We start from the raw sequence: 26,917 nt of genomic DNA, 5'->3' as shown, positions 1-26,917 counted from the left end.
ACAGGCTGACCGAGTAAAGCCCGCCCCTGTTCTCAGGTGCGGGCTTTTTTATGCCCGGGGTATGAGCGCATAAGCAAAAAGCCCGCGCTGTCTCCAGCACGGGCTTTTTTCATTCTTCGACGGCGAGCTTGAAGCCTGCCGCTTCCAACTGAGCCGTTAGGCGAACTTCTGGATATTGGCCATCAGTTCACGCAGCGCTTCGATGTTGTCCTTCGGATGCACGGCGCCTTCGAAGTCGCACAGCTTGTCGAAGTTGGCCGCCACGTCTTCCGGGGTGAAGCCTTCATCGGGGTTGAAACCGATACCCAGCGAACGCTCCCAACGTACTTTGCCCATCCAGCCGCCGCCGACTTCGAACAGGCTGCCGGTTTCCTTGCACTCGTCGGAGCACAGGAAAGCCACCAGCGGACTGACCAGCTCAGGCTTGAGCTTGTCGAACGCACCTTCCGGGAACAGACCTTCGGTCATGCGCGTACCGCCGGTGGGGGCGATGGCGTTGACGAAGATGTTGTTCTTGCGGCCTTCGATCGCCAGGGTACGGGTCAAGCCGTACAGGCCCAGCTTGGCCATGCCGTAGTTGGCCTGCCCGAAGTTGCCGTAGATGCCGGAAGTGGAAGCAGTGAAGATAACGCGACCGAAGTTGCTGTCCTTCATATGCGGCCAAGCAGCGTGGGTGACCTTGTACGCACCTTCCACGTGAACGCGATAAACCAGATCCCAGTCGGCATCAGTCATTTTGGCGAAGCTCTTGTCGCGCAGGATGCCGGCGTTGTTCACGACCACGTCAACACGACCGAAGTTGTCCATCGCGCACTGCACGATTTTCTCGCCGTCGATCACGTTGTCCGGGTTGGCTACTGCAGTACCGCCAGCGGCCTTGATCTCTTCAACGACTTTCAGTGCAGCATCGCTGTTGGAACCTTCACCCTGAGTGCTGCCACCCAGATCGTTCACAATCACCTTGGCGCCATGTTTGGCGAACAGCAAAGCGTGGGCACGGCCGATGCCGCCGCCGGCACCAGTAACGATGACGACCTTGTCGTCAAAACGGATATCGCTCATGAAAAGCTCCTGTCTATATGGGCGGTGAAAAAAGGACTGCCAGTGTTAAACACTTGTTTCAATTCGGCAAGGGGCAGGGTGAAGGTGAATGGTGCTGCATAATCAGTAACAAGCCGAATTCAAGGCCCCGGTAGCTTGGCACCGCTTGAGCAGCGGCTATAATCGCCTCCGATTGGCAGGAGCGAGGAAGTAGCTTCCGCCGCAGCTCCTTCATCCTGCTGTGCTTCTGGAGAATCACCATGGCCTCACCACTTGCCCGCTTGTCTACGTGCTTCTATGTGCAAATCCGCGCAAGCCGCCTGACTGTTACCAATACCACCACAGGCGAGCGTTGGGATCAGGCCCCGCTACTGGCTCTGGAAAGCAATGCGAAGGGCGGTAAGACCTTGCTCACGATAGGCGACGAAGCAAAAAAGCGAGTGGGCGCGGGTATCGAGCTGGTTAACCCCTTCGCCCATCCGCGCACACTGATAAGCGACTTCTCACTCGCGGAAAAGCTGCTGCAGGAAGTCTTCAAGGCCATGAGCAAGAACCGCCTGATGCCAGCTTCCCCGGCGGTGATCATGCAGCCATTGGAAAAGCTCGAAGGCGGGCTTACCCAGATCGAAATCAGAGCCATGAGAGAGCTCGCCCTGGGCGCAGGCGCCAGGGATGTGCTGGTCAGAGAGGGTAGTGATCTGACCGGGCGGAACATCGATTTCGCTGAACTGCTGCGCGAAGAGCAATGCCTTGACGGCGGAGAGCGCAGATCGCGTGGGCGGGGATGGATGCTGAATATCATCTTTGTCGCGGTGGCTGTTTTCCTGGCCTGGCGCTTCAATAACGGCTGATTAGGCAGCCCGCGGCCAGCATTTTGCCACTGCGAAGAACCCGTGCTATACCTGAGCCACTGGCCAAGCTTGCTTGACAGCACTCCTTCCTTTTTTGGCACGGACTGCCGACAACTCCCGCTTGCGTAAAAAATACCAGGTATACACCCCACAAAACGACAGCGTGCAAGGGTGGGGCGGTAGCGTGCCAAAAGGGTCTCGCCTATGTTGGAGATGGAGTTTCAGCACGGCAGTGGTCGGAAAAGTGATCGCTGTAAACCATATCTGAGAGTGAGCCGATTCAAAGTCATTTTATTAAATAAAATCAAGTTGTTGGCGGAAGCCTGGAATATTTGGTTATGAGTCGTAGCGACCGTTTGGTCGATTGGGTTCAGAACGAATATCGATTGAAAAGTGCGGTCTCTAAAGGTGTTTTGCAGGATTTGAGTTTAGAGTTCGAAAATAAAAAATGATCACCGAAATATTGGACGGTGTGACTATTATAAAAATGTTATTCGGCAAGGGGAAGTTAGTGGATAAGCGGGAAGAGCGAGTAATCTTTGACATGATATACAGTGCTTCTCCTGAGCTGCAGGTTGAGGAGCTTGAGAGACCGGATTTTGTTGTATTCGGCCTGGATCGGTCAGTTGGAGTGGAAGTTACCGAGCTTTATCGTCATCCCGTAGACGCAAAGATGAGTAAAGTGCCTAATTATACTCTTGGCTTGCTCAATGAAACGCAAGCTATACACAGAAAAGATCGCGAATATATAAAAGTCGACCAAGTAGAATTAAAAGACGAAAATGGCCAAAGCCAGGGAAAGCCGATGGCCATCATTACGGAAATGCCTTCCATTAAGGAAAGGGTTGAGTTGCTAATGGAGGTAATTAAAAGTAAAGAGCAAAAGGCCAGAGGCTACAAAGAAAAATGTGACCTTGTAGACCTAGTGATTTTAGATGCGTCTTCACTATTTATGCATAATAGCTTCGACGAGTTCTTCAAGCCATTTTGGATTATGTGTGATAATGGTTTAATAAAGAATTCTTCTTTTCGAGAAATATTTTTGATTTCTAGTGAGTGCGATAATAGGTCGGTAGCTATACCATTGCGGGCAAACTTGTTTTTAGCGGACTGTTTTGCATTTGAGTCTTTTATTAACGACGCTAAATTAAAAGAAAAAGAAAGTCTCAAGCCGTTAGATGTACTCTTGGCATCGCTATATATGTCTGGCCACCAAGATATCCGCATTTCTGGAGGTACAGACAATTTCAGTCTACATTATGGTGCTTGGGAGCTCTTATACTCTGATGAAGGGAAGTGTATCCGGGATAGGACGTTAGTTTCTGAAGATTTTGAGTTCGAGTTGTTGAGAGAAATATATGGAAGGTTTTCAAATGAGGTCGTTTCTGAAGCCGAAAATTTCTTGGGAAAGAGAAAAGGCGTATATGCAGCAATTTCTTTGTCCTTCCCAGTCAGGGCTAAATAACAAGGCAATGCACGCGACAAGCGCGTGATTGCAGCGTCAAAGTCAGGAGCATTCATGAAGAAGGCTGATATTTTCATATTATGTGTGGAAAATGATTCCGTTCCAGAGGAGGCCCTTGCACAGTTCGAAGATGAGATAAGCGTTGACGGGCTTAGTGTTGTTATTGAAAAACGAAAACCCCTTGGGCCGATGGCGTGCTTGGAGTGGTTTGTTGTCCCCGCAGTGCTTGTGTATATAGCCAAAAGTTACTTAGATGGGTTTTTAGGTGAAATGGGGAGGGAGCATTTCCAGTCTCTTAAAAAAAGTCTGTCGGAACTTTCTAGCTCAGTAATGAAATCACCAAGAATTGAGCCAACCCTTATAGGGTCAGAAGGAAAATTAACCGGAAATAACCCATACTCTATTGCGTTTTCGATAATGGCCGACGCTGAAAGCGGCTATAAATTCAAACTGCTAGTTCCGAAAGCAACAAGTGAGTCTGGTTGCAAATTGATCACGAATAGATTTATGGAGTTTCTTGCTGATTACGGCTCAGGACTGCAGGATCTAGAGTCTATTGGCTGTGCTTGGCCTGGAACACACCCTCCAAGCAAAACCATTTTTGTGCATTACAACGTCGATAAAGATGCTATTGAGTGGTTAGATGATAGAAAATTTCGTTGACCCGCATTATAACAATCGGCTGTTGTCGCCCCTTCGGGGCCGCGACGACTTTTCCGCTGCTTCGCGGCTACAAGTCCGCCCCTAAGCCGGGCGTTAGAACTTATGTCGGAGTTCTGCTATCTCTGCGGAAAACCAATGGGGGACTCGCGTGCGAGCGGGGATCATGTGGTCCCGGTTGCGCTTATTGCTCGCAATCAACCTAAGGCGCGTGGCTTTGATTACGCCGGGAAGCTTCCGACGCACGAAGAGTGCAACAACCGATTCGGTCCAGAGACGTATATGGTTAATGCCCTAGAACTGCTCGAGTTTTTGGCGGGTAACAACGGCCACTCAACGTACCAGCACAGGACTCGCCCAGAGATACTGATCCAAGCTTGGGACGCGTCAAAGCTGCCGAACTTCACTGAGAGGGTCCTTTCGTTCTTCAAACTTATAGACGTTCGCGAGTCTGATGCTGCAGCGTGGTCAGAGCCTGAGTTCTTTCGCGATAAATCAAGAACCAACCCGACACGTGACGCGCTGCATGTCGCACTTTCCGTGCTGACAAAAAGTGCAGCGGCGCTGTTGATAAAACGCAAGATTCATACTGTCCCGCCCACTTGGCAGGTCTATGCCATACCCTACTCTGGAGCGACGGACGCCCTAGACTTCGACCATTTGCTGGGCGATACAAAGCCATTTGAGGCTGGGGTCAAGGTTTGGCTCCATCAATTAGACGGCGGACCTGACTGGCTGGTGCTCTATAGGGCTAAGTCTGTTCTTGTATACTTGATTTTCGTCTTTGGACATCACAATGCGCTCGCGACTCTCAAGGAGCATTTCCCTGAGGCGGACATCCACGAGTTCGTCGGCACTGCAATCAATGACCTTTTGACAGTTGGCTGGCATAAGGTCTGACAAACCATTCTAGCCGAAACCGCTTCACGATTCGGTTTAATTCAGGCGTTAGTCAGTCACGGAGTCTCATGAAAATTCCTAAATCGAAGAAGGCCAGAGTTCGCGAGCTAATCTCTACATGTAAAAAGTATCAAGGGGAATATCTGCCAAACACCCACGGCTCTGGCAGTTGGGCAACAACTTATTCGCGAGAGTTCATCTGTGCAGCCGCTGAGCTTTATTTGATACTCGAAAAATCAAGCTCACCATGGCCGATAGATGATCTATCGCAGCTATTTATGGAAAGCAAAATTCCATCATGCCGTGGCGCACAAATGACGCGGGTGAACGTCGAGTATCTCTACAAGCACCACTTAAAGTATGAGTAGAAAAGCTACTAACAGTCGGCTGTTGTCGCCCCTGCGGGGCTTGGACGGCCTCTCCTTTGCTTCGCGGCTACAAGCCCGCCCCCAAGCCGGGCGTTAACTGTACGGAGGCAGCGTGTAGGTAATTGGGGTCAGATGAACATTAATCCGATGAGCGTTATTTCGTCTGATTTTTTGCTGGTCGTCCTGGTTTTCCTGCACTGACCGATTGCCCACACAGTGCTTCTATTTCACGCTTGAACTTGTTGTTACCCAGGACTGAACCACTGAGGGTGGTGGCGCGAATCGAATCGACCAGCTCGTCTTGCAAAATTTCCTTGAATAATGCGCGATAGGCTGATTGGCGTTCCGCTGGGGTGCTACCTAGTTGTTGGTAAAAAGCATGGGACGACACCAGTCGTGAAGCTTTGCCAAAGGCGTTGGTTCGGTAGCTGCTCCATCGGTACTCGCCGGGGGCGGTTACCTGTCCTGTAGATAGTCCCCCACTGGCCCAAGAACGCCATACCCGCTAACCTCCCTGCACCAGCCCCGATCAAGATCACCATATGACGCTTACTCTGCTGCGCCCCCTACGACTAACCCTGTCATTGACTGCCGTCCTGCTGCTTGCTGCCTGCAACCCGGCGGAGATGTTGGCGCCGGATGCGCGGCTGCCGGACGGCAGTACCTATTCCGGGGAGATTCGCGACGGCCTTTTTCATGGTGACGGCGTTCAGCAATTTGCCAGTGGCATGATTTACCGCGGTCAATTCCATGAGGGTTACTGGCATGGTGAGGGTGTGCTGGAGTCGGCCATGGGTTGGCGTTACGAAGGCGAGTTCCAGAAGGGCCTGATGTCGGGGCAGGCCGTGCTGGACAATGACGGCACCCGCTATGAAGGTGCCTTTGTCAAAGGCAAGTTCAATGGTCCTGGCCGCTATGAAGTGGGTGATAGCGTCTATGTGGCCGAATTTGCCGAGGGTTTGCCGGTACGGGGTGAGCACATAACCGAATACGGCACCTATGCGGGGGAGTTTCTCGACTGGCAATACCACGGGGAGGGTACCTACACCCCGGCCAACGCCCCAGCGGATATGAAAAGCCTGAGCGGAACCTGGGAATACGGCATGCTGGCTGAGGGTAATGGTTATGCACAGCAGGAGCCCTCAGCCCGGCCGGCACCACTCACCGAGCAAATTCTGGTCGAGGATCGCGAGCGCCTGAACAGGCAGATTGAGGCCCTGGAGGCGGAGCGCCCTGGTGTGACGGATGTGTATTTTCTCGCGGTAGGGGGCGACGGTACGGAATCTGTTTTCATGCGAGACATTGAGGTCGCCAGAGCGGGCCTGCAGACGCAGTTTGATCTGGAGCGTCGCGCGATCATGCTGCTCAACCACCGGGACTACGAGACCTTGCCTCTGGCTACTCGCCCTTCCATCGCCACGGCGCTAAAGGCACTGGACGAGCAGATGAATCCGGAGGAAGACCTGCTGGTGGTGCACCTGGTCAGCCATGGTGGTGAAGACGGCGAGCTGTTGCTGAGCCAGCCAGGGGTAGAATTGCCCAACCTGTCACCCCAGGCCTTTGCGGACATGCTCGAACCGCTGAGCGCGCGTCGAAAAGTGCTGGTGGTCTCTGCGTGTTATTCCGGCCAGTGGCTAGACGAATTGGCGGACAGTGACACCTTGATCCTGACCTCCGCCCGTGCGGATCGCACGTCCTTTGGCTGTGGTGATGACTCGGAAATGACCTGGTTCAGCAAGGCGCTTTACAAGAGCGTGGGCCTGTCGCTGACTGAACCCGACGCCATGTTCGAGCAGGTCACCGAGCAGATACGCTTGTGGGAGGAAGAGATCGGGATGGAGGAAGAAAGCTGGTCATACCCCCAATTCCATCTCGGCGACAACCTGCGGCAGTGGTTGGAGCAGGACGCGTTCAGCAAGCAGTAAGGCGTTTACAGCACCAGTGAGGTAGCCAGAAACAGCATCAGCCCCATACCGATAATATCGGTAAAGGTAGTCAGGAATATGCTGCTCGCGGTGGCGGGGTCGGCGCCGAAGCGTTTGAGTAGCAATGGTACCGCGACACCGAAGATACCGCTGGTCATGCAGGCGCCGATCATCGCGATAAAAATAACGAAACCGAGCATGGCCGGGTTGGCGGAGTCTGTGAATAACGCATAAGCGAACATCGCCACCCCAGCAATCACGCCCACCGCAGCGCCATTGAGCGCCCCCAACAGGATTTCCTTGCGCAGCAGTTGACTGATTGGGTAGTCCTGAATTTTGCCCAAAGTTATACCGCGAAGGGTAATCGCCATTGCCTGACAGCCGGTGTTACCGCTCTGGCCGGCGAGCACGGGCAGGAAGGCGGCGAGGGCGACTATTTGCGCGATGGTGCCCTCGAACATGCCGACAACGAAGGCGGCAGCAAAGGCGGTGATCAGGTTCACCTGCAGCCACGGATGGCGCATGCGGAAGGCCGTCAGCACGGGCGTATTGATCTGCTCTTCCTTGTCCACGCCATACTGGGAGCCTGCCTGGGCGCTAAGCTCCGAGACGATGCGCTCATATAGCTTCCAGCCGCGCACCTCGCCCACCACACGCTGCTGATCATCCACTACCGGGTATATGCGGTAATGCCGATACAGCACTTCACTGACTGCGCTCTTGATCGATGTGTCCTCATGAAAGGCGAACGGTTCCAGCACCATGATGCTGGCCAGAACTTCGGAAGGCTTGGCTAGAATCAGGTCGCGCATGCCCACCAGCCCGACCAGGCGATCTTCCTCGGTGATAAAAATGTAGCTGATCTCGGAGACGTCAGCGCTCTTCACCATGAACGTCAAGGCCTCGGCGACGGTGTAGCTGGAGGGCAGGGTGGCCGTGGCGGGCGTCATCAATTCGCCGATGGTCTCCTCCATGCCGGACAACACTACGCGGGTGGCAGCCTCGCCCGGCGCTGCCGCTTCGCCGAGGTGAGAGGCTATCACCAGAGCCTGTTCGGCAGGCAGGCGCGAAAGAATAAACTGGATGTCATCCGCGGGCAGCCGGACCAGTTCCTCGGCAGCGTCCAGGGCGGTCAGTTTGCGGATATGCTCAATGCGCTCGGTCAATCCCATACTGTGTGACATTTCTCGGCCTGCCATAGCGGTCTGTTTCCAGACTATAACAGGCGGGCTATGGTGCGGCGACTCGTCCTCGTGGCTTTGCCGACAACGCAATGCTAGCCAACATCAGAGGTTAGATGGCATGGTACGCATGTCACCACACAAATCGATGTAACCACTCGTTAATACAGGATCTTTATCGCCTGACCGCCTCTATTTAAGCTTCCGGTATCTTGTTTTGTCGGTTGCCTGGAGCCTTAGCTAACAATGAATAACAAATATAAGTTAGGCGGCGTCGTACTGGTTTTCGCTGCCATAGCATGCACCGTTGCCGTGATGTTTTGGCCTTCGCCACCATCAACTGACCCACAACACCCTCCAATGCGCATTGGTGCCTATTATTGGCCGGGTACATATTGGATCGATATCGCGCATAGCAAGGGCTGGTTTGTTGAGGCCGGCCTGAATGTTGAAATCATTGATGCCAACCAGGACTACTACGGGGCGGTGACCGACATCCACGAAGGTAACCTGGATACGCTTACGGTTTGGCTGTTTGACGTGGTAAAGCGCCGTCAAATGGGCGAGAAGCTGGTGATGGTCCTGGCCACCGACGAATCTGTCGGGTCAGAAGCCCTGATTGGTGCGGGCTCCGTTGATTCTGTTGAGCAGCTCAAAGGCGGCCGAATTGGCGTCCCCTTTGAATCGGCCATGGTCTATGCGCTTGACGAAATACTCTCCCATTTTGGTATGACGCTGGATGACGTGGTTCTGGTCGATATGGTCCCTGAAACGGCTAGCGAGGTATTGGCTGCAGGCGAAGTCGATGCAGTCATGACATGGGAGCCTTATGCCACTCGGACGGAGAGGACAGGCGGAAACCGGCTTTACGACAGCTCACAAATGCCAGGGCTCATCATGGCGGGGATGATCTTTCGGGACGATTTTATTCAGGGTCGCCACGATGAAATCCTGCGCATGCTTCGGGTATGGCATCGGGCAACCCAGTACCTTCAATCACATCAGAAGGAAGCGTATCGCATCGTTGCTGAAGTGAACGGGGCGACCACCCAAGAGGTAGCCGACTTTGCGAAACACAGTCATATCATGAATCTTCAGGACAACGTCCAGGCCTTCACCTATGCCTCGGGCGTGGAGTCGCTCTTTGGTTCGGCGCGTAAAATCAACCGCTATCTGATCAGGAAGGACAGTGCGGTGGCTCCTCTGATTGAAGAAACGGATCTGGTGAAGGGCCGGTTCGTGAGGGCGCTGGTACGAGAGGAGGAGGACCTTTGAAACAGCAAAGATTCGCTCACAAGTTAGTGCTGGTTACCGGGTTGGCAAGTGCCCTGGTCTTGCTGCTGGTTGGCGGAATGGCTTTTTATGTGGGTGAGCAGAACATCAGAGATCAGTTGGCCGAGTATCAGGCCGACAGTGCGTTGACCAGGATGCAGGGCGTGGATCGTACCCTGTTCACCGCGTACCAGGGTATCAAGGTGTTGGCCAAGGACAGACGGCTGATTGATCTAGTGGGCGGTGATCTCGGGACCCTGGGCAACAGTCGAGAGAATGAGGTCTCCGACTATCTTGAGGAGATTAGCCTGTTAACCGGTCCATGGCGCGTGGTCAGCTTGCTGGATACTGAAGGCAATCTGCTGGTGTCGAACATGCCGAATGAAACCGGGGATTTAATTGGCGCGCATCCCGAGTATGAGTCGGCATTTCAGGCCGCCATGGAAAAAAGGCTCTACAGCTCGGATTTGCGCATGATCGGTGAGGAGAAAAATCGATCGATGATTTTCGCGGCGCCAATACACGATGGTGGCCTTGAAGGGGCACAAGTCGTTGGCGTCGTGATGGCGAGCTACGCATGGCCAGTGGTCGTTCAACTACTTGATGCCGTGTCACCGGAGGTTAACGTAACGCTGTTGCGCGATGACGGAACGGTTATCGGCACGAGCTCCGCGCAGAGCGATCGGGTTGGCTCCGAATACCTTAACTGGGAATCCGTGCAGTCGGGCATCTCCGGTTCGCGCAGCAGAGCTGTGGGTGACATTACAGACGAAGACGGCACCAATAGCTTGATCGTAGCGGCTCGCCAATCAGGGTACCTGGGGTATGCCGGGCATGGGTGGACGCTGGTGATGGAGGTGCCTTACAAGGTGCTGCTCGCGCCGATGTATACACTGGCTTGGCGAGTGGGTGTGACGGGCCTGGTCGGCGTCCTGTTGCTCTGCCTCGTACTCTATATCACCGGCATGTATCTGGCCCGCCCCATTACCCGTATGAGCCAGACTGTCAGGACGTTCTCCCGCGGGGACATGACCTCTCGGGTAGAGATCGCACCCGGAGGCAACGACGAAATCGCTGAGCTTGGCCGAGCCTTTAATGCGATGGCAGAAGACATTGATTTTTATGTTGAACAGGTCAAAGAGAACAGCAAAGAGGTTCAGGCTTTTGCCTATATTGTCTCTCATGATCTGCGCGCGCCTTTAGTCAATCTCAAGGGATTTTCAACTGAAATCGGTTATTCCATGGACGAGCTCAAGGCGCTGTTGGGCCCGGCCATTGCAACAATGAATCAACAACAGCAAGCTGAGGTCCTGGCAATACTGGATGAAGATATTCCCGAAGCGCTGCAGTTTATCGGCTCTTCGGTGGAAAGGATGGATGGCCAGATTCAGGCGGTGTTGAAGCTCTCTCGCTTGGGTCGCAAGGAACTTACCTGGGAGCAAGTTGATAGCGCTTTGGTTGTGAAACAGGTGCTTTCCTCGTTAAAACATCAGTTGGAAGACAAGCAGTTCGTGGTGAAAGTCAGAGATCTTCCCTCGGTGGAAGCGGACGCCTTCGCGCTGGAACAGATCTTTGGCAATTTGCTGGATAACGCCGTTAAGTACCAGGCGGACACACCAGGTCAACTCGAGATCTGGAGCACGGAAGCTCTGCAGGAGATCACATTTCACATCCGTGACAACGGACCGGGAATTGATGAAGCCAATATCCACAAGGTGTTCGAGCTCTTCCGACGGGTCGGTCGTGCCAACATCCCGGGCGAGGGTATGGGCCTTGCCTATGTAAAAACCTTGGTGCGTCGCCATGGCGGCCGTATCTGGTGTGAGTCGGTGCTGGGGAAGGGCAGTACCTTCAGTTTCAGTCTGGCGCAAAAGCCCAGTGCCCAGCCTCGTGAGCTAGCCTAAATCATACATATCAACAGGAGCACTATATGGAGCCTGTGACCATTGCGATCGTCGAGGACGATGACGGCCATGCGCATCTGATCCAGAAAAATCTGCGCCGCGGCAATATCAACAATCCCATTAGCCGCTTTGCCAACGGTCGGATCTTTCTGGATTACCTTTATTCGGAGGAGAGCAAAAAGAAACAGCACCTGGTGTTACTGGATCTGAATATGCCTGAGCTGGATGGCTATGAAGTGCTCAAGCGTATGAAAGAGGATGATCGCTATCGGCGCATCCCGGTTATTGTTCTGACCACCACGGATGATACGCGCGAGATCGAGCGCTGTTATGACGCTGGGTGCAACGTTTACATCACCAAGCCGGTGGAGTATCTCAAATTCTCGGAAGCGATCAGAGAACTCGGTCTTTTGCTGAATGTCATGGCTGTGCCCTGAGAAACAGCAACAGCAACTCACCAGTTCCGATCTATTTGGGGCAGATGATGAATAATTCGAAGACTCGCATTCTATGCATAGAAGATGACGCGGGCTTGGCGCGATTGTTGGAGAGACGCCTGAAGCGACATGGGTATGAGCTTGAATGGGCTGCCGATGGCATCGCCGGCCTGGAACGCATGGCGCAAGCATCCTTTGATGTCGTGGCAATAGATTATGAAATGCCAGGGCTTGATGGCCTGACAGTGCTTGAAAGGATGAAATCCCTGAATGGAGCGCCGCCTGCGATCATGATTTCCGGCGCCGGGGATATGGATACCGCTATTGCCGCCTTGAAGGCCGGTGCGGCTGACTACGTGGTAAAAACCGTTGATGGCAATTATATCGATCTGCTGCCCCGAACCATTGAACGGATACTGGAAACGGAGCGCCTGCAGGCCCTGACTTACGCGGCGCAATTGGCGCTTGAAGAAAAAACGAAGTTGCTTTCACTGACGCTGAGCAGCATTAGTCAGGGGCTGACCGTTTTTAACAACGACCTGCATCTGGTCACCTGGAATGAACTGTGGCTCAGCCTACTCGATGTTCCGCGTGATTTTGCGCAGGTAGGTGCGCCTCTGGATTCCTTTGAGCAGCTCCACGCTCATCTCGGCGACGGCTGTGAAGAAGCGCGTATGGTGCAGTCTATCCGGAAGGTGCGCGACAACGGTCCTCAGGTGGGGGAGTACCGCCTGCATACCGGTATTACTCTGGAGGTTCGCTCCAGTCCGATGCCCGATGGCGGTGTCGTCACCGTTTACACGGACATCACCGATCGCAAGCTTGCTGAAGAAGATCAGCGAGTAGCCGCGGCGGTCTTTCAGACAACTGCGGAGCCCATGCTGATTACCGATGCAAAGGTGCTAACGGAGCGTTGCAATCCTGCCTTCGAAACATTATTAGGCTATTCCGAAGAAGAGCTGGTAGGTCGTAACCCCGGATTTTTGGCCTCGGACAATCACGATCCTGCCTTCTTCAAAGAGCTTTGGAGGTGTCTGCACGCTGATGGGCATTGGCGCGGCACAATCTGGAATTGCCATAAGGACGGCCGATTGCTGGCACAACAGGTGACTATTTCGGCCATCGACAATGGGCGTAAGCAGATTGGGCACTACGTGGCGGTCTACTCGGACGTAACTGAGCAGGTCCGCCGTGAGATGGAAGTGCGTCATCAGGCCCATCACGACGCTCTCACCGGCTTGCCCAATCGTAGTCTGTTAATGGATCGCATTGACCAGGCGGCGGAGGCAGCGAAACGCGACCAAAAGGGTTTCGCATTGCTTTTTCTGGATCTCGATGGCTTTAAGCCGATCAACGATGACTTTGGCCACCATGCCGGTGACCGGTTGCTCAAGGAAATTGCTCGCCGATTGGTCGCGCGCTGCCGGGACAGTGACACAGTGGCACGTTACGGCGGTGATGAATTTGTCATCCTACTGCGCAATGCCGACGACATGAGTGCGGTGAGCGCGGTGGCCGAGTCATTGATTGAGCAGATCGGGTCACCGGTCACCATTGATGACGTCTTGCATAAAGTAGGGGCAAGCATAGGCATAGCGCTGTATCCGCAGCATGGGAATTCCACCAGCACGCTCCTGAAGAACGCGGATGAGGCGATGTATCAAGCCAAAGCAGCAGGCAGAAGTCGGCATAAAATTTATACCGCTTTGGCGTGAAAGGGCTAGATTCAACTGGATATTCCTGGCTTTACAGCTGCGATATCAATTTGAATTTGCCCATTAGCTTGTAGCTGCCGGAGTGGGGGTCCATGCTGGTCCCTCATGTTTTCTGGGTATTGCTTAATGCGTGTTTTCTCCAATCCGGTGGGTGCCGGCTCCCTCTGGTTCGACAATCTTGCAACAGCGCAGGGGATACCCGTTGCCTACGACCCTCAGGCGCGGGCATTCATACCGACGCCACCCTTCTGTGCAAACCGGGACGTGATCGGCTGTAACTGGATAGCGCCGGCTGAAGGTGAGTTTTGCCGGTCGTGCAGCATGACCGGTTTGGCGCCGGACACCTCCATTGCCAACGCTATTCCCAACTGGGCGAAAACCGAGGCTGCCAAACGCTGGGCCCTGGATAACCTCGGGCGCTGGCACTGGTTTCGGCCAGAGGATCCGGGCGCGCGGCCGGTATTTCATTTGCTCGCCGAGGGCGCAACGCCCGTGCCTATGGGGCACGCCGGCGGCGTCGTGACCATCAGTGTGGCCGAAGTCGATCCCGTGTTGGTGACCACCCGGCGTGAAGCGCTGGAAGAGCCCTATCGCACCATGATTGGCCATATGCGCCACGAGGTCGCCCATATGCTCTGGTGGCGGCTAAGTTTGCGCGAGGACTTTCTTGAAGCCTTTGAGGCCATGTTTGGTGATGTGATGATTGATTACCCCGGGGCACTGCAGCATCACTATGCCAACGGCCCGCCGGAGAACTGGAAAGAGCATTACCTGACCAGTTACGCCTCCTCACACCCGCATGAGGACTGGGCGGAGACGGCCGCCCATCTGCTGCATCTGACTGATATCGCGGACAGCTTCGTGGCCACAGGTCTCTCATCCCCGCAGATACCCGACGCCGGCTGGGATCCATACTCTGAGCCAGACGCCGAGCGGCTGATTCATATTGCCGCAACGCTCACCGTGGGTGTCAATCACGTCAATCGCGCTATGGGCCTGTCCGATATCTACCCCTTCGTGCTATCCGACCACGCGCGGCAAAAACTCGCGTTTGTGCATGGCTGGCTGCGCCGAGGTGCTTTGGGGCTCTGAGCGGTAGCCATTTCCGAATCCAGGCGGTTATCCGTGCTCTTGCCGATATCCGCCTGTCTGCCCAGGTACCTTTCTTCGCCACAAAACGCTAGAATGCCGGCCGCGCGCAGCCATGTCGGTTGCGGCAATGGGTTCCCTAACCCCATTTCACCCTAAAAAGGACATCACATGCCGTTGATATCTTCTTCGGTCAGCCGCTCTGTTGTAGCCGGCCTGATCGCGTTTCACATTCTTATCATTATCGTCAGCAACTATCTGGTGCAGCTGCCGATCACCTTGTTTGGCTGGCACACGACCTGGGGTGCGTTCAGTTTCCCGTTCATTTTTCTGGCTACCGATCTTACCGTGCGGCTGATGGGCAAGGGCGCGGCGCGGCGGGTGATTGCGCGGGTGATGCTGCCGGCGTTGGTGGCGTCCTACGTGGTCTCAGTACTCTTCCACGAGGCGCGCTTCGGTGGTCTGGCGGTCCTGGGTGAATTCAACCTGTTTGTGTTTCGCATCGCGGTGGCGAGCTTTCTGGCTTATGCGCTCGGGCAGTTGCTGGATGTGCAGGTGTTTGATCGCTTGCGGCAGATGCGCCAGTGGTGGATAGCGCCTGCGGCCTCGACAGTGCTGGGTAATCTGCTGGATACCTACCTGTTTTTCTCGGTGGCATTCTGGCGCAGTGATGATCCGTTTATGGCGGCCAACTGGGTGGAAATCGCGACGGTCGATTACCTGATAAAACTGGTGATCAGTCTGGTGCTGTTTGTGCCGCTGTACGGCATGCTGTTGAGCTGGCTGGTGAGGTTTTTTCAACCGCGCCCGCTTAGTAGCGGTTCGGTCTAAGGCGCTGTTGAGGGAATACAAAAAGGCAGGTTAGCGATAGCCTGCCTTTTTTATGCGCTTAGATCAGTTCGATAGCTACGGCTGTCGCTTCGCCGCCACCAATGCACAATGACGCCACACCGCGCTTGCCGCCGGTTTTCTGCAGGGCGTTGATCAGCGTAACGATAATCCGTGAGCCGGTGGAGCCGACCGGGTGGCCCTGGGCGCAGGCGCCGCCGTAGATGTTGACCTTGGCGTGGTCCAGGCCGTGTTCGCGCATGGCCAGCATGGTGACCATGGCAAAGGCTTCGTTGATTTCAAACAGATCGACGTCGTCCTTGTTCCAGCCGGTCTTGTTGAACAGGTTGGTCATGGCGCCGATGGGCGCGATGGTGAACTCGCTCGGATCCTGGCTCTGGGTCGCGTGGCCGACGATACGGGCCAGCGGCTTGAGGCCGCGCTTTTCGGCTTCAGCGGCGGTCATCAGTACCAGCGCGCTGGCGCCGTCGGAGATTGAACTGGCGTTAGCGGCGGTGATGCTGCCGTCTTTTCTGAACGCCGGCTTCAGGCCGGGGATCTTTTCCAGGTTGGCGTTGTGCGGCTGTTCGTCGTCCTTGACCAGAGTTTCGCCCTTGCGGGTGGTCACGGTGACCGGGACGATCTCGCTATCCAGCGCGCCACTTTCAATGGCTTTCTTTGCCCGGGTTAGCGACTCGATGGCGTAGGCGTCCATGTCCTCACGGTTGATGCCGTACTTGTCTGCGGTTTCCTGGGCGAAGGAGCCCATCAGCCGGCCGGTGCGGGCGTCTTCCAGGCCGTCAAGGAACATGTGGTCCTTGATCTCGCCATGGCCCATGCGCAGGCCGCTACGGGCTTTTTCCATCAGGTAAGGCGCGTTGGACATGCTCTCCATGCCGCCGGCGACCATCACCTGGTTGGTGCCGGCCTTGAGCAGGTCGTGAGCCAGCATCACGGCTTTCATGCCGGAGCCGCACAGCTTGTTGATCGTGGTGCAACCGGTCGCGGCGGGCAGGCCGGCGTTCAGGCTGGCCTGGCGGGCTGGGCCCTGCTTCAGGCCGGCGGGTAGTACGCAGCCCATGATCACTTCCTGCACATCTTCGGCGGCGATGCCGGCACGCTTGACCGCTTCGGCAATCGCCAGCGCGCCCAGATCCACAGCGGGTACGCTGGACAGGCTGCCCTGAAATCCGCCCATGGGCGTGCGTGCTCCGCTAACGATTACAATGCTGTTGTCGGACATGTTTGCTCCTGAAAATGACTGATGTTGGTTTGATGGTCATATAGCGACATTTTGCGCAATTATACGCTTAAAAAAGCGCTGCATCCCGAGTGTGATCCGGTTCATACTTTGGAGTGATAGGTCGCCCGACCCCTGCTTGGCTATAGTGCAGCGCAACGATAGGCCTTGATGCCTGCGACCAGACCATACAAGCCCAACAAACAGGTCATACATTATGCTCAATACCCGCGTGATCAAACCGACGCCCGGTGCTCATTCGACACCGCTGCTGATCAAGAACATCCTGCTCTCAGGCCAGCGCTATGAGCGCAGCCAGGAAATCGTCTACCGCGACATCAGCCGCTACGACTACGCTACCTTCAATCAGCGTATCTGCCGCCTGGCCAATGCCCTGAGCGCCGCCGGCGTGAAAGCCGGTGACACCGTGGCGGTGATGGACTGGGACAGCCATCGCTATCTCGAATGCATGTTCGCCATCCCGATGCTCGGCGCGGTACTGCACACCATCAACATTCGCCTGTCGCCCGATCAGATCCTCTACACCATGAACCACGCCGAAGATATCTTCGTGCTGGTCAATGCCGAGTTTGTGCCGATCTACAAGGCCATCGAGAACGATCTCACCACCGTCACCAATACCATTTTGCTGACCGATGGCGACGAGAAGACCGCCGATCTGCCGGGTCTGGTAGGTGAGTACGAAGAGCTGCTCGCCGCCGCCGAGCCGACCTATGAGTTCGCCGATTTTGACGAGAACTCGGTAGCCACCACCTTCTACACCACTGGTACCACTGGCAACCCCAAGGGCGTGTACTTCACCCATCGCCAACTGGTGCTGCACACCATGACCCAGGCGGCGCTGATGGGCGGTCTGGACAGCATGCGCCTGTTCGGCAACCGCGATGTGTATATGCCGATCACGCCGATGTTCCACGTGCATGCCTGGGGCATTCCTTATACCGCGACACTGCTGGGCACCAAGCAGGTCTACCCGGGTCGTTATGAGCCGGAAATGCTGTGCAAACTGATCAAGCAGGAGAAGGTCACCTTCTCCCACTGCGTACCCACCATTCTGCAAATGGTGCTCAATGCTGAGGGCGCGCAGGATTACGACTTCGGCGGCATGAAAATCATCATCGGCGGTAGCGCGTTGAACCGCAGCCTCTACGATGCAGCCAAGGCCAAGGGCATGAAACTGTCTGCCGCTTATGGCATGTCCGAGACCTGTCCGTTGATCTCCAGTGGTTACATCAACCTGGAAGTGGAGCAGGGCAGTGAAGACGAGCAGGCCGCTTACAGCATCAAGGCCGGTGTGCCGGTGCCACTCGCGGAAGCGCGCTTGATGGATCCCGAAGGCAACTTCCTAGAGCATGACGGCAAGACCCAGGGTGAACTGGTGCTGCGCTCACCCTGGCTGACCCAGGGTTACTACAAGGAGCCTGAAAAGAGCGACGAGCTCTGGGCCCACGGCTGGATGCATACCGGTGATGTGGCTTCCATCGATGAGATGGGCTTTATCGATATCCGCGACCGGATCAAGGACGTGATCAAGACCGGCGGTGAGTGGATTTCGTCGCTGGAGCTGGAGGATCTGATCAGCAAGTGCGCCGCCGTGAAGGAAGTCGCCGTGGTCGGTGTGCCTGACCCGCAGTGGGGCGAGCGTCCCTTCGCGCTGATCGTGCCGCATGCCGGCAAGGACATGGATGCGCGTATTCTGCGTGACCATCTCAAGCAATATGCCGACGAAGGGCGCATCAACAAGTGGGCCATCCCCACGCAGATCGCCTGTGTTACCGAAATACCCAAAACCAGCGTTGGCAAGCTGAACAAGAAGGTCATCCGCGGCGACATCGCACAATGGCAGGAGGCAGAAGCACCTTTCCTTTCAACGCTTTAATGCGCTTCAGCGGCAATTTGGCGCGGTAACACTTAGCGTCAAGCCGCTGGCGGGCTCAGTCGAGGGATGGCAATTCATGCCATCCCTCTGACTTTTCGGGCCTCCTTGTTGGTGTTTTTCCCCATTCCTGCGTGAGACAAAATCATACTTTGGACGGATCACCCCCGGGTGGCGCTTGGCTATAGTGCGCGGCTGTTCGTGGACGTGTGCTTAACTGTATTGTCATATGCAGGTTTTCTCGGCCCGAACGACCGATCACTGTGTCGGCATTTATTGCCGGCCTCAGCCAGTAGAGAAAGATTATGAAACTGAATTTGGTCTATAGCGCCCTGGTAGCTTCTGCCATGGCCTTCAGCGCCTCCAGCGTGGCCGCCACTGCAGAGCAGGCCGCCGAGCTGGGCAATAGCCTCACGCCCATTGGCGCCGAGAAAGCCGGCAATGCGTCCGGCACCATTCCCGAGTGGACCGGCGGTTTGGCCACTGACGCCGCGGCCATTGATGCCAAGGGCTTCAGCGCAAATCCTTACGCCGACGACAAGCCGTTGTTCGAGATCACCGCGGCCAACTACGAAGAGTATCAGGACAATCTGGCCCCCGGTCAGATCGCCATGTTCAAGCGCTATCCTGAAACCTTCAAGATGCCGGTCTACGAAAGCCGCCGCAGTGTTGCGCTACCGGACGCCATCTACGAAGCCGCCAAGCGCAACGCCACCAACTCCAAGCTGGTTCAGGGTGGTAACGGTGTGACCGGTTACGATAAGGCCATTGCCTTTCCGATCCCGTCCAACGGCCTGGAAGTGATCTGGAACCACATCACCCGCTACCGTGGTGACTCTTTGCAGCGCATCGTCACTCAGGCGACGCCGCAAACCAATGGTAACTACACCATCGTCCGTTTCGTTGAAGAATACGTGCTGCCCCAGGGGCTGACCGATTACAACGCCGACACCATGGGTAATATCCTCTACTACTTCAAGCAGCAGGTAACTGATCCAGGCCGTCTGGCTGGGAACGTACTGCTGGTGCACGAAACAGTTGACCAGGTTGCCACCCCGCGTATGGCGTGGATTTACAACGCCGGCCAACGCCGCGTACGTCGCGCTCCGCAAGTGTCCTATGACGGCCCGGGCACCGCAGCTGACGGCATGCGTACTTCCGATAACCTGGACATGTACAACGGCGCACCTGATCGTTACGACTGGGAACTGGTTGGCAAGAAAGAGCAGTACATTGCCTACAACAGCTATCGCATGGGTTCGCCCGACGTGAAGTACGATGACCTGATCCAGCCCGGCCACCTCAACCCCGAGCTGGCGCGCTATGAACTGCATCGCACCTGGGAAGTGGTTGCCACCGTCAAGGAAGGCGAGCGTCACATTTACGCCAAGCGTCACTTCTTCATTGACGAGGATTCCTGGCAGGCTGGCCACATCGATCATTACGATGGCCGTGGCGAGCTCTGGCGTGTAGCCGAGGCTCACGCTCTGCATCGCTACAAGGCGCAGGTTCCTGGCTTCGCCGCCGAGACCCTGTATGACCTGGTTGCCGGCCGTTACCTGGCCATGGGTATGAACAACGAGGAGTCTGGCGACTACAACTACGAGCACAAAGCCAGCTCCACCGACTTCACTCCCGCAGCTCTGCGTCAGTCCGGCGTTCGCTAAGACTGCATACGGCTAATGCCGATTGACCCCAGCCAGCTTGATGCTGGTTGGGGTCTGTTACAAATCGACAAGACAGCCTGAGGACCATGCCGATACACTTGGCGGCATGGCTACCTCGATCGCACCCATCCCCGGCAAGATATTTCGTCCGCCGCTTCCACCGGACCATTTGTCACGTCCTGCACTGGTAGCCCTTCTACAGCAAGCCGCCCAACGTCGGCTGATTCTCGTCTGCGCCCCCGCCGGTTTTGGCAAAACGACTTTAGCCATTGAGTATTCCGAACAGCTATCTGCGCCCTGGCGCTCTATCTGGCTGTCTCTGGATCCCCAGGATGGCGAGCAGGGGCAGCTACTGCGTAGTTTGATTCAGGGGTTGCGCACGCTCTACCCCTCGTTGGGCGGCAAGGAGCTTGAGCTTCTCGGCCAGCAGCAGAGTCATCAGCCGCTGGGTAGCGAACAATTGGTCACCTCGCTTCTGCAGGATCTGCGCCGTGTGCATAACGCCGATACGCCAGTGCTGCTGGTGCTGGATGATTACCACCTGATCTGCGGGCCACAGACCGACCGGCTGTGTGCGCTGCTGCTTGAGCAACTGCCCCAGGGCTTTCAGTTGTTGATCACTGGCCGACGGCGGCCGGATTGGCATCTGGCCCGTTTGCGGCTGGGCAACCAACTGCTGGAAATCGGCGAAAAGCACTTGCGTCTGAGTCGCGAGGCGGCGGCCGCCTTTCTCGACAGTGCTGGCCTGGCTGGCGCCGAACCACAATGGTTGCGGCACATTCTGCAACGCAACGAAGGCTGGATTGCCGGGCTGCGGTTATTGGCGATGACCGCGCAACAGGCGGACCATGCGCGCGGCGGTCGACACCATTTGCGTGATGCAACGGATACTCAGCCCGAACAGTTGATCGGCGAATATCTGCTGGAAGAGGTCATTCTGCATCAGCCGCCGGCAGTGCAGCAGTTCCTGCAGCAAATAGCCTGGTTTGATCGTTTCACCATCGAACTGTGCGACCACGTGCGGCAGGCGCAGGACAGCCAGCAGATCATCCACTACCTGACCCAGCATCAGGTGTTTCTGGTGCCGCTGGATCGCGAAGGCAAGTGGTACCGCTTTCATCATCTGTTCTCCGATGTGCTGCGCGAGCGCGGCGCGAGCGAACATCCGCGCGAGCGATTGCAGATGCATCTGCGCGCCTGCGACTGGTTCCGCCAACAGGGGCGGATTGCCGATGCGGTAGAGCAGGCGCTTGCCGCTGAGCGTCCGGATGAAGCGGCCAGCCTGGTACAACACTTGTCGCTGGATCGGTTATTGGCCGAGCAACATGTCGGCACGCTGCTGCGCTGGAAGGCGGAGTTACCCGGGGTCTTGCAGGGCAGCTCCGCGCGGTTGGTGATGGTGCACGCCTGGACTCTGGCGCTGGCCTGCCAGTTGGAGGAGGCGCAAGCGATGCTGCAACGGTTGCAACATTTTTTGCCGCAGCCGGATGCCTATCAGCAGCGCTGCCTGCTGGGCCAGGCATTGGCCCTCAAGGCGTTTCTGGCACGCTCTGCCGGGCATTTGGAAGAGGCCATGCTCTGTGCTCATCAGGCCCTGGCCTGCCTGGATGATCGCGAAGCGGGCAGCCGGGTGATGGCGATGCTGACCTTGGCCGATAGCGAGCTGTGCGCGCAGCACATAGATGCCGCGCGGCATTGGGCACGCTCGGCGCTTGAGTTGGCGCAACGGGTGACTGATCCGTTGCTCGAAGCGCAGGCGGTGCTGATGCGCGCACGCCTGATGCAGGCGCGTGGCCAGGTCGCCAGGGCGTTGCAAGCGGTTGCCGGTCAACGCCGGTTGCTGGCCGGCATGGTCCATCCGCAGGGTTTGCCGGTGCGCGCGCGGTTAACCGTGTATCACGGTTATCTGCTTGGCCTCTTGGGTGACAACGACGAGGCCATGGAACTGCTGCGCCAGGGCATTGAGGAAGCACGGGATTGTCGTGATGTGCACGTGCTGCCGGGTTACTGTCTTCTGGCCGGCATGCAAGCGCAGATGCGCGGCGGAGATGGACTCGCGTTCGAAACCCTGACCGAGGCCGAACGGCTGATGCACCAGTGGGATATTCCGCCGGTGTATTACCTGGGTTGGGGTACCGCGCTGAAAAGCGATCTGTGGATTACCTCCGGCCGTCACGACCTGGCCGAACATTGGCTGCCGCGTCTGCGTCAGACTTATTGCCTGGAAAATCCCGCCGCGCCGCCGATGTTTTTTCATGCCCTGCCGGTGTTGATTGAACGTGTGTATGCGCGGCTGCTCTGGTCACGCGGCGAGCAGGTGGCGGCCGAAAGCGTATTGCGCGCACTGTTAAGCCAATTGCAGCACGGCGGGCAGCATCTGCAGGCGCTGTCGGTGATGGCGCTGCTGGTGCGCATGCTGTATCGCCTGCAGCGGCCGATGGAAGCGGAAAAGATCCTGTTAGCCGCACTCGCGCTGGCGGTCGAAGACAATATCAGCGGACCCTTTCTGCCCCTGCTGCATCAGGCACCACCTGGCCTGGTGGATTCGTTAGCGCGCGCACCGGCATCGCGTCTGCGTGACCGGCTGCTGGGTACGCTGCCGACCATCGACCGGCCGGACGGGCAGACTATCGCCGCCACGCTGCAGGACTCACTCAGCACCCGCGAGCTGGACGTGCTGCGCTGTATCGCTCAAGGCTATTCCAATCAGCAGATCAGCGAGGCGCTGTTCATTTCGCTGCACACAGTGAAAAGCCACGCGCGGCGTATCAATAACAAGTTGGGTGTGGAGCGGCGCACTCAAGCCGTGGCACAAGCCAAGGTGCTGGGTCTGCTCGAGTAGCGCCGCGCCATGATTGCGCAACCTGGCTGCAAGCGTTATAAAGCAGCGCCTGATTCTGATTGAAGGCGTCTAGACAAGTCATGTTGGCCACCCATCTCACCTCCGAAGTCGTTGCTCCCCGTTCCGCCGGTCGCCGCGAGTGGTGGGGCCTGGCCGTGCTGGTTCTACCCACACTGTTACTGGCGCTGGACATGACCGTGCTGCATCTGGCGGCGCCGCATCTGAGCGCCGATTTGCAGCCCACCAGCTCGCAACTGCTGTGGATTCTGGATACCTACGGCTTCATGATTGCCGGTTTTCTGATCACTATGGGCACACTGGGCGACCGCATCGGCCGGCGTAAACTGCTGCTGATGGGCGCCGCGGCGTTTGGCGTGGCTTCCGTACTAGCAGCCTTTTCCACCTCGGCCAATATGCTGATTCTGACCCGCGCTTTACTGGGTATCTCCGGCGCCACGCTGATGCCCTCGACGCTGTCGCTGATCCGCGAGCTGTTCGAGGTGCCGTCAGAGCGCACCTTCGCGATTACCGTGTGGATGACCGGCTTTCTGGTCGGCAGCGCGCTGGGACCACTGGTGGGTGGCGCCTTGCTGGAGTTCTTCTGGTGGGGTTCGGTGTTTCTGTTGGGCGTACCGGTCATGCTGCTGTTGCTGGTCGCCGGGCCATTGCTGCTGCCCGAATGCAAAGATAGAAAAGCCGGGCGGCTGGATATCACCAGTGCGCTGCTCTGTATCTCGACCTTCCTGTCTCTGGTGTATGGCATCAAGGAGCTGGCACGCGATGGCATCAGCCTGGTGGTGTGCGTCGCGGTGCTCGCCGGGGTGTTGATCGGCTGGGTATTCATCCGTCGTCAGCGCGCTCTGACGGAGCCGATGTTCGATCTGCGGCTGTTCGCCAATCGTGCTTTCAGCACCTCGGTGGTCGCCATGATGCTGACCATCCTGGCGTTGTCAGGGACCTGGCTGATGGTCTTTCAATACCTGCAGGGTGTACTTGGGTTGTCTCCCTTATGGGCAGGCGTGCTGATGGTGCCCTCGGCGGTTATCCAGGTGCTGTTGTCGCTACTGGTGCCGCGCATGGCGCGGCGGATCAAGCCGTCGCATCTGGTCAGCGGCGGTTTGCTGCTCGCGGTGCTTGGCTTCGTGTGCATGATGCTGGTCAATGACATGGCCACCGTCTGGTGGTTGGTGGCCGGCACCATCATCATGGGCGTGGGCATCATGCCGATGATGATCCTGGGTACTGATCTGGTAATAGGTTCGGCGCCAGCCGAGAAAGCCGGAGCGGCTTCGGCAACCTCGGAAACTGCCACGGAGCTGGGTATGGCCATGGGCATTGCGGTGATCGGCAGCATCGGCGCTGCGGTATACCGTCGACAGATGACCGACAGCATTCCTGCCAGCGTACCGGTGGATCAGGCTGAGATCGCCATTGATACCATCGGTGGTGCGTTGGGCGTGATTGCCCGATTGCCGGCCGAGTCGGCGGCGGATCTGCTGCTGGCTGTGCAACAGGCCTTTAGCGCCGCCCTGCACACCAATGCCATCATTGGGGCATTGATCATGTTCTTGACCGCTGTATTAACGGCGCGCTTTCTGCGTCACTTGCCGGTGCTGAGCGCAACGCATTAAGCCATGCAGGCCAATTGATGTATTCTTGAAATTCCTTTGAAATGAATAATTCGCCAGACCCGCGGAGAGCGAGCCCATGCCCAGCCTGAATCGTCAGATACTGATTGCCGCCTGTTTGGGTGTTCTGATTGGCTGGGGGCTGGGCTTTTTGCCTGCCGAGCAAGGTGTGCGTTCGGGTGTGCTCTACGCCAGCACGCTGATTGGCAGCATCTTCATCGGCATGTTGAAGATGATTCTGGTGCCGCTAATCTTTACCTCCATTGTCGTCGGCGTCGCCAACCTGCAGGCCCATCATCAGGTCAATCGGGTGTGGATCACCACGCTGGTGTATTTCGTCATTACCCTGTCACTGGCGATGCTGGTCGCGCTGCTGGCGGCGAATATCTTCAAGCCCGGCGCCGATCTGCCCATCACCCTGTTTGCCGATGCGATGGACGCGTTCGAGGCCCGGCAACTGACCATGCCCGAGTTCTTCCTGCACTTTTTTGCCAACCTGTTTCAGAATCCCTTTGCCGCCTTCGCCAACGGCAGCATCCTTGCGATTGTGGTGTTCGCGCTGTTTATCGGCATTGCGCTGGTAGCGGGCGGAGAGCGCTATCAGGGCATATTGCGCCTGATGCAGGAGTTTCTCGAGTTGCTGCTGCAGGTGATCGGCTGGATCATGCGCCTGGCGCCGCTGGGGATTCTGGCACTACTGATCCGGCTGGTAGCGGAGCAGGACGCCTCGTTGTTGGTGACCATGCTCGGCTTTATCGTGCTGGTGTTCGCCACCACGCTGTTCCACGGCATCGTCATCCTTCCGGGCATCCTGTTCCTGGTTACCGGCAAGTCGCCGCTGTGGTTCTGGCGTGGCTCGCGCGAGGCGCTGATTACCGCCTTCGCCACCAGCTCCAGCGCCGCCACACTGCCAATTTCATTGCGCTGCGCTGAACAGAATCTGCAGGTGCGGCGCAGCATCGCCGGCTTTGTCCTGCCGCTCGGAGCGACCATGAATATGGATGGCACCGCGCTCTACGAAGCGGCAGCGGCACTGTTCGTCGCCAATCTGGTTGGCATCGAGTTGAGCTTCGCGCAGCAGATGGTGGTGTTCTTTACCGCGATGATCGCTTCCACCGGCGCTCCCGGCATCCCCAGTGCCGGCATGGTGACCATGGTCATGGTGTTGCAAGCGGTTGGCCTGCCCGCCGAAGCCATTGCCATACTGCTGCCAATTGATCGCCTACTCGACACCGTGCGCACTGCGATCAACGTCGAAGGCGATATCGTTGGTAGCCTGGTGGTAGACAAGCTGGTGCACCGGGGCGAGGAGAGTTGATGAAGGCGCTGAAAACAGGAACTGAAGGACTATGACAAACGCTGCCGCGCTGATCCGCGAAACCTTCCCCGTGGGCCCGTTGCAGTGCAACTGCACCATCATCGGCGACCCCGTGAGCAAGAAAGCCTTGGTGATTGATCCAGGCGGCGATCACCAGTTGATTCTTGATCGGCTGGACGCGCTGGGTTTGAAGGTAGTGAGCATCATTCATACGCATGCCCACCTCGATCACTTCCTGGCTTCCGGCGAGATGAAAAAGGCCACCGGCGCCACACTGCATTTGCACAAGGAAGACCAGTTCCTCTGGGATAACCTGGAAATGCAGTGCAAGTTGTTTGGCGTGCCCTATGTGCCGGTTCCGGCGCCGGATCACTGGTTGAGCGATGATGAGGAGCTGGCCTGCGGTTGTGGGGTGGCCTTGCATACGCCAGGCCATACGCCGGGGTCGATGAGCTTCTGGTTTCCGCAGGACAAGCTGCTGATTGCCGGTGACACGCTGTTTCGCGGCGGTATCGGCCGCACCGATTTGTGGGGTGGGGATTATCGGCAGATCGAGAAGTCTATCCGCGAGCGGCTTTACCGTCTGGACGAGGAGGCCGTAGTGGTGACCGGGCACGGCGCCGATACGCGGCTGGGCGATGAAATGCGCAGTAACCCGTTCATCCGCGCGTGAGTTCAGGAAATAAATG

Annotated in this window: 21 protein-coding genes; 18 read left to right on the top strand and 3 right to left on the bottom strand. The window is 56.8% G+C overall.

What is annotated here, in order from left to right; genetic code table 11:
• Positions 1 to 156: 156 nt before the first annotated feature.
• Positions 157 to 1,062, bottom strand: a complete 906-nt coding sequence (locus DT594_RS09435) for an SDR family oxidoreductase (RefSeq protein ID WP_149332438.1) — start codon at positions 1,060 to 1,062, stop codon at positions 157 to 159.
• Positions 1,063 to 1,301: 239 nt separating this feature from the next.
• Here DT594_RS09435 and DT594_RS09430 point away from each other — a divergent pair, with 239 nt between their 5' ends.
• The 6 genes from DT594_RS09430 to DT594_RS09405 all read left to right on the top strand — a co-directional run bounded on the left by DT594_RS09430 (position 1,302) and on the right by DT594_RS09405 (position 7,210).
• Positions 1,302 to 1,892, top strand: a complete 591-nt coding sequence (locus DT594_RS09430; protein WP_149332437.1) for a rod shape-determining protein — start codon at positions 1,302 to 1,304, stop codon at positions 1,890 to 1,892.
• A gap of 448 nt (positions 1,893 to 2,340) precedes the next feature.
• Positions 2,341 to 3,357: a hypothetical protein gene (locus DT594_RS09425; protein ID WP_149332436.1), complete on the top strand. Its 1,017-nt coding sequence runs from the start codon at positions 2,341 to 2,343 to the stop codon at positions 3,355 to 3,357.
• 54 nt (positions 3,358 to 3,411) lie between these two features.
• The gene (locus DT594_RS09420; RefSeq protein ID WP_149332435.1) at positions 3,412 to 4,020 is read left to right on the top strand and encodes a hypothetical protein; all 609 of its coding nucleotides are present in this window, start codon (positions 3,412 to 3,414) and stop codon (positions 4,018 to 4,020) included.
• A 102-nt stretch (positions 4,021 to 4,122) separates the two neighbouring features.
• Positions 4,123 to 4,917: an HNH endonuclease gene (locus DT594_RS09415; RefSeq protein WP_149332434.1), complete on the top strand. Its 795-nt coding sequence runs from the start codon at positions 4,123 to 4,125 to the stop codon at positions 4,915 to 4,917.
• Between the two features lie 68 nt (positions 4,918 to 4,985).
• Complete coding sequence (locus tag DT594_RS09410) at positions 4,986 to 5,285, top strand: hypothetical protein (RefSeq protein WP_149332433.1); 300 nt, start codon at positions 4,986 to 4,988, stop codon at positions 5,283 to 5,285.
• 542 nt (positions 5,286 to 5,827) lie between these two features.
• Complete coding sequence (locus DT594_RS09405) at positions 5,828 to 7,210, top strand: C13 family peptidase (protein ID WP_149332432.1); 1,383 nt, start codon at positions 5,828 to 5,830, stop codon at positions 7,208 to 7,210.
• 5 nt (positions 7,211 to 7,215) lie between these two features.
• Here the strand turns inward: DT594_RS09405 and DT594_RS09400 are convergent, their stop codons facing one another.
• On the bottom strand, positions 7,216 to 8,394 hold the full coding sequence (locus tag DT594_RS09400; protein ID WP_218574497.1) for a magnesium transporter: 1,179 nt from the start codon (positions 8,392 to 8,394) through the stop codon (positions 7,216 to 7,218).
• Between the two features lie 243 nt (positions 8,395 to 8,637).
• Between DT594_RS09400 and DT594_RS09395 the strand changes: the two genes are divergently transcribed.
• The 6 genes from DT594_RS09395 to DT594_RS09370 all read left to right on the top strand — a co-directional run bounded on the left by DT594_RS09395 (position 8,638) and on the right by DT594_RS09370 (position 15,639).
• Positions 8,638 to 9,666 carry an ABC transporter substrate-binding protein gene (locus tag DT594_RS09395; RefSeq protein ID WP_149332430.1) on the top strand — a complete coding sequence of 343 codons (1,029 nt, stop codon included), beginning with the start codon at positions 8,638 to 8,640 and terminating at the stop codon, positions 9,664 to 9,666.
• On the top strand, positions 9,663 to 11,567 hold the full coding sequence (locus tag DT594_RS09390) for a sensor histidine kinase (protein ID WP_149332429.1): 1,905 nt from the start codon (positions 9,663 to 9,665) through the stop codon (positions 11,565 to 11,567). Before DT594_RS09395 ends, DT594_RS09390 begins: the two co-directional genes overlap by 4 nt.
• Positions 11,568 to 11,593: 26 nt before the next feature.
• Positions 11,594 to 12,004, top strand: a complete 411-nt coding sequence (locus DT594_RS09385; RefSeq protein WP_149332428.1) for a response regulator — start codon at positions 11,594 to 11,596, stop codon at positions 12,002 to 12,004.
• A 47-nt stretch (positions 12,005 to 12,051) separates the two neighbouring features.
• The gene (locus tag DT594_RS09380; RefSeq protein ID WP_178091491.1) at positions 12,052 to 13,719 is read left to right on the top strand and encodes a diguanylate cyclase domain-containing protein; all 1,668 of its coding nucleotides are present in this window, start codon (positions 12,052 to 12,054) and stop codon (positions 13,717 to 13,719) included.
• A gap of 126 nt (positions 13,720 to 13,845) precedes the next feature.
• On the top strand, positions 13,846 to 14,811 hold the full coding sequence (locus DT594_RS09375) for a zinc-binding metallopeptidase family protein (protein ID WP_149332426.1): 966 nt from the start codon (positions 13,846 to 13,848) through the stop codon (positions 14,809 to 14,811).
• 168 nt (positions 14,812 to 14,979) lie between these two features.
• Positions 14,980 to 15,639 carry a 7-cyano-7-deazaguanine/7-aminomethyl-7-deazaguanine transporter gene (locus DT594_RS09370; RefSeq protein ID WP_149332425.1) on the top strand — a complete coding sequence of 220 codons (660 nt, stop codon included), beginning with the start codon at positions 14,980 to 14,982 and terminating at the stop codon, positions 15,637 to 15,639.
• Between the two features lie 58 nt (positions 15,640 to 15,697).
• Here the strand turns inward: DT594_RS09370 and DT594_RS09365 are convergent, their stop codons facing one another.
• Complete coding sequence (locus tag DT594_RS09365) at positions 15,698 to 16,879, bottom strand: acetyl-CoA C-acyltransferase (protein WP_096345262.1); 1,182 nt, start codon at positions 16,877 to 16,879, stop codon at positions 15,698 to 15,700.
• Between the two features lie 214 nt (positions 16,880 to 17,093).
• Between DT594_RS09365 and DT594_RS09360 the strand changes: the two genes are divergently transcribed.
• From DT594_RS09360 to DT594_RS09335, 6 genes are all read left to right on the top strand, one after another.
• The gene (locus DT594_RS09360; protein WP_149332424.1) at positions 17,094 to 18,776 is read left to right on the top strand and encodes a fatty acid--CoA ligase; all 1,683 of its coding nucleotides are present in this window, start codon (positions 17,094 to 17,096) and stop codon (positions 18,774 to 18,776) included.
• A 344-nt stretch (positions 18,777 to 19,120) separates the two neighbouring features.
• Complete coding sequence (locus tag DT594_RS09355; RefSeq protein ID WP_425460541.1) at positions 19,121 to 20,440, top strand: DUF1329 domain-containing protein; 1,320 nt, start codon at positions 19,121 to 19,123, stop codon at positions 20,438 to 20,440.
• 106 nt (positions 20,441 to 20,546) lie between these two features.
• Positions 20,547 to 23,282, top strand: coding sequence for a winged helix-turn-helix domain-containing protein (locus DT594_RS09350; protein ID WP_178091490.1), 2,736 nt, complete (start codon positions 20,547 to 20,549; stop codon positions 23,280 to 23,282).
• An 80-nt stretch (positions 23,283 to 23,362) separates the two neighbouring features.
• Positions 23,363 to 24,913, top strand: coding sequence for an MFS transporter (locus tag DT594_RS09345; protein ID WP_149332421.1), 1,551 nt, complete (start codon positions 23,363 to 23,365; stop codon positions 24,911 to 24,913).
• A gap of 76 nt (positions 24,914 to 24,989) precedes the next feature.
• Positions 24,990 to 26,228 carry a dicarboxylate/amino acid:cation symporter gene (locus DT594_RS09340; RefSeq protein WP_149332420.1) on the top strand — a complete coding sequence of 413 codons (1,239 nt, stop codon included), beginning with the start codon at positions 24,990 to 24,992 and terminating at the stop codon, positions 26,226 to 26,228.
• A gap of 31 nt (positions 26,229 to 26,259) precedes the next feature.
• The gene (locus tag DT594_RS09335) at positions 26,260 to 26,901 is read left to right on the top strand and encodes an MBL fold metallo-hydrolase (protein ID WP_149332419.1); all 642 of its coding nucleotides are present in this window, start codon (positions 26,260 to 26,262) and stop codon (positions 26,899 to 26,901) included.
• Positions 26,902 to 26,917 lie beyond the last annotated feature (16 nt).

Source organism: Halopseudomonas laoshanensis (assembly GCF_008365385.1).
GTDB lineage: Bacteria > Pseudomonadota > Gammaproteobacteria > Pseudomonadales > Pseudomonadaceae > Halopseudomonas > Halopseudomonas laoshanensis.
This window is presented reverse-complemented; position numbering and strand designations above follow the sequence as displayed.

Bases quoted from the DNA above. Each gene is read 5' to 3' on its own strand.
- DT594_RS09435 (WP_149332438.1), bottom strand. From the start codon at position 1,062: ATGAGCGATATCCGTTTTGACGACAAGGTCGTCATCGTTACTGGTGCC.
- DT594_RS09335 (WP_149332419.1), top strand. From the start codon at position 26,260: ATGACAAACGCTGCCGCGCTGATCCGCGAAACCTTCCCCGTGGGCCCG.
- DT594_RS09365 (WP_096345262.1), bottom strand. From the start codon at position 16,879: ATGTCCGACAACAGCATTGTAATCGTTAGCGGAGCACGCACGCCCATG.
- DT594_RS09375 (WP_149332426.1), top strand. From the start codon at position 13,846: ATGCGTGTTTTCTCCAATCCGGTGGGTGCCGGCTCCCTCTGGTTCGAC.
- DT594_RS09385 (WP_149332428.1), top strand. From the start codon at position 11,594: ATGGAGCCTGTGACCATTGCGATCGTCGAGGACGATGACGGCCATGCG.
- DT594_RS09405 (WP_149332432.1), top strand. From the start codon at position 5,828: ATGACGCTTACTCTGCTGCGCCCCCTACGACTAACCCTGTCATTGACT.
- DT594_RS09410 (WP_149332433.1), top strand. From the start codon at position 4,986: ATGAAAATTCCTAAATCGAAGAAGGCCAGAGTTCGCGAGCTAATCTCT.
- DT594_RS09425 (WP_149332436.1), top strand. From the start codon at position 2,341: ATGATCACCGAAATATTGGACGGTGTGACTATTATAAAAATGTTATTC.
- DT594_RS09415 (WP_149332434.1), top strand. From the start codon at position 4,123: ATGTCGGAGTTCTGCTATCTCTGCGGAAAACCAATGGGGGACTCGCGT.
- DT594_RS09430 (WP_149332437.1), top strand. From the start codon at position 1,302: ATGGCCTCACCACTTGCCCGCTTGTCTACGTGCTTCTATGTGCAAATC.
- DT594_RS09360 (WP_149332424.1), top strand. From the start codon at position 17,094: ATGCTCAATACCCGCGTGATCAAACCGACGCCCGGTGCTCATTCGACA.
- DT594_RS09340 (WP_149332420.1), top strand. From the start codon at position 24,990: ATGCCCAGCCTGAATCGTCAGATACTGATTGCCGCCTGTTTGGGTGTT.
- DT594_RS09400 (WP_218574497.1), bottom strand. From the start codon at position 8,394: ATGTCACACAGTATGGGATTGACCGAGCGCATTGAGCATATCCGCAAA.
- DT594_RS09420 (WP_149332435.1), top strand. From the start codon at position 3,412: ATGAAGAAGGCTGATATTTTCATATTATGTGTGGAAAATGATTCCGTT.
- DT594_RS09370 (WP_149332425.1), top strand. From the start codon at position 14,980: ATGCCGTTGATATCTTCTTCGGTCAGCCGCTCTGTTGTAGCCGGCCTG.
- DT594_RS09380 (WP_178091491.1), top strand. From the start codon at position 12,052: ATGAATAATTCGAAGACTCGCATTCTATGCATAGAAGATGACGCGGGC.
- DT594_RS09350 (WP_178091490.1), top strand. From the start codon at position 20,547: ATGGCTACCTCGATCGCACCCATCCCCGGCAAGATATTTCGTCCGCCG.
- DT594_RS09355 (WP_425460541.1), top strand. From the start codon at position 19,121: ATGGCCTTCAGCGCCTCCAGCGTGGCCGCCACTGCAGAGCAGGCCGCC.
- DT594_RS09345 (WP_149332421.1), top strand. From the start codon at position 23,363: ATGTTGGCCACCCATCTCACCTCCGAAGTCGTTGCTCCCCGTTCCGCC.
- DT594_RS09395 (WP_149332430.1), top strand. From the start codon at position 8,638: ATGAATAACAAATATAAGTTAGGCGGCGTCGTACTGGTTTTCGCTGCC.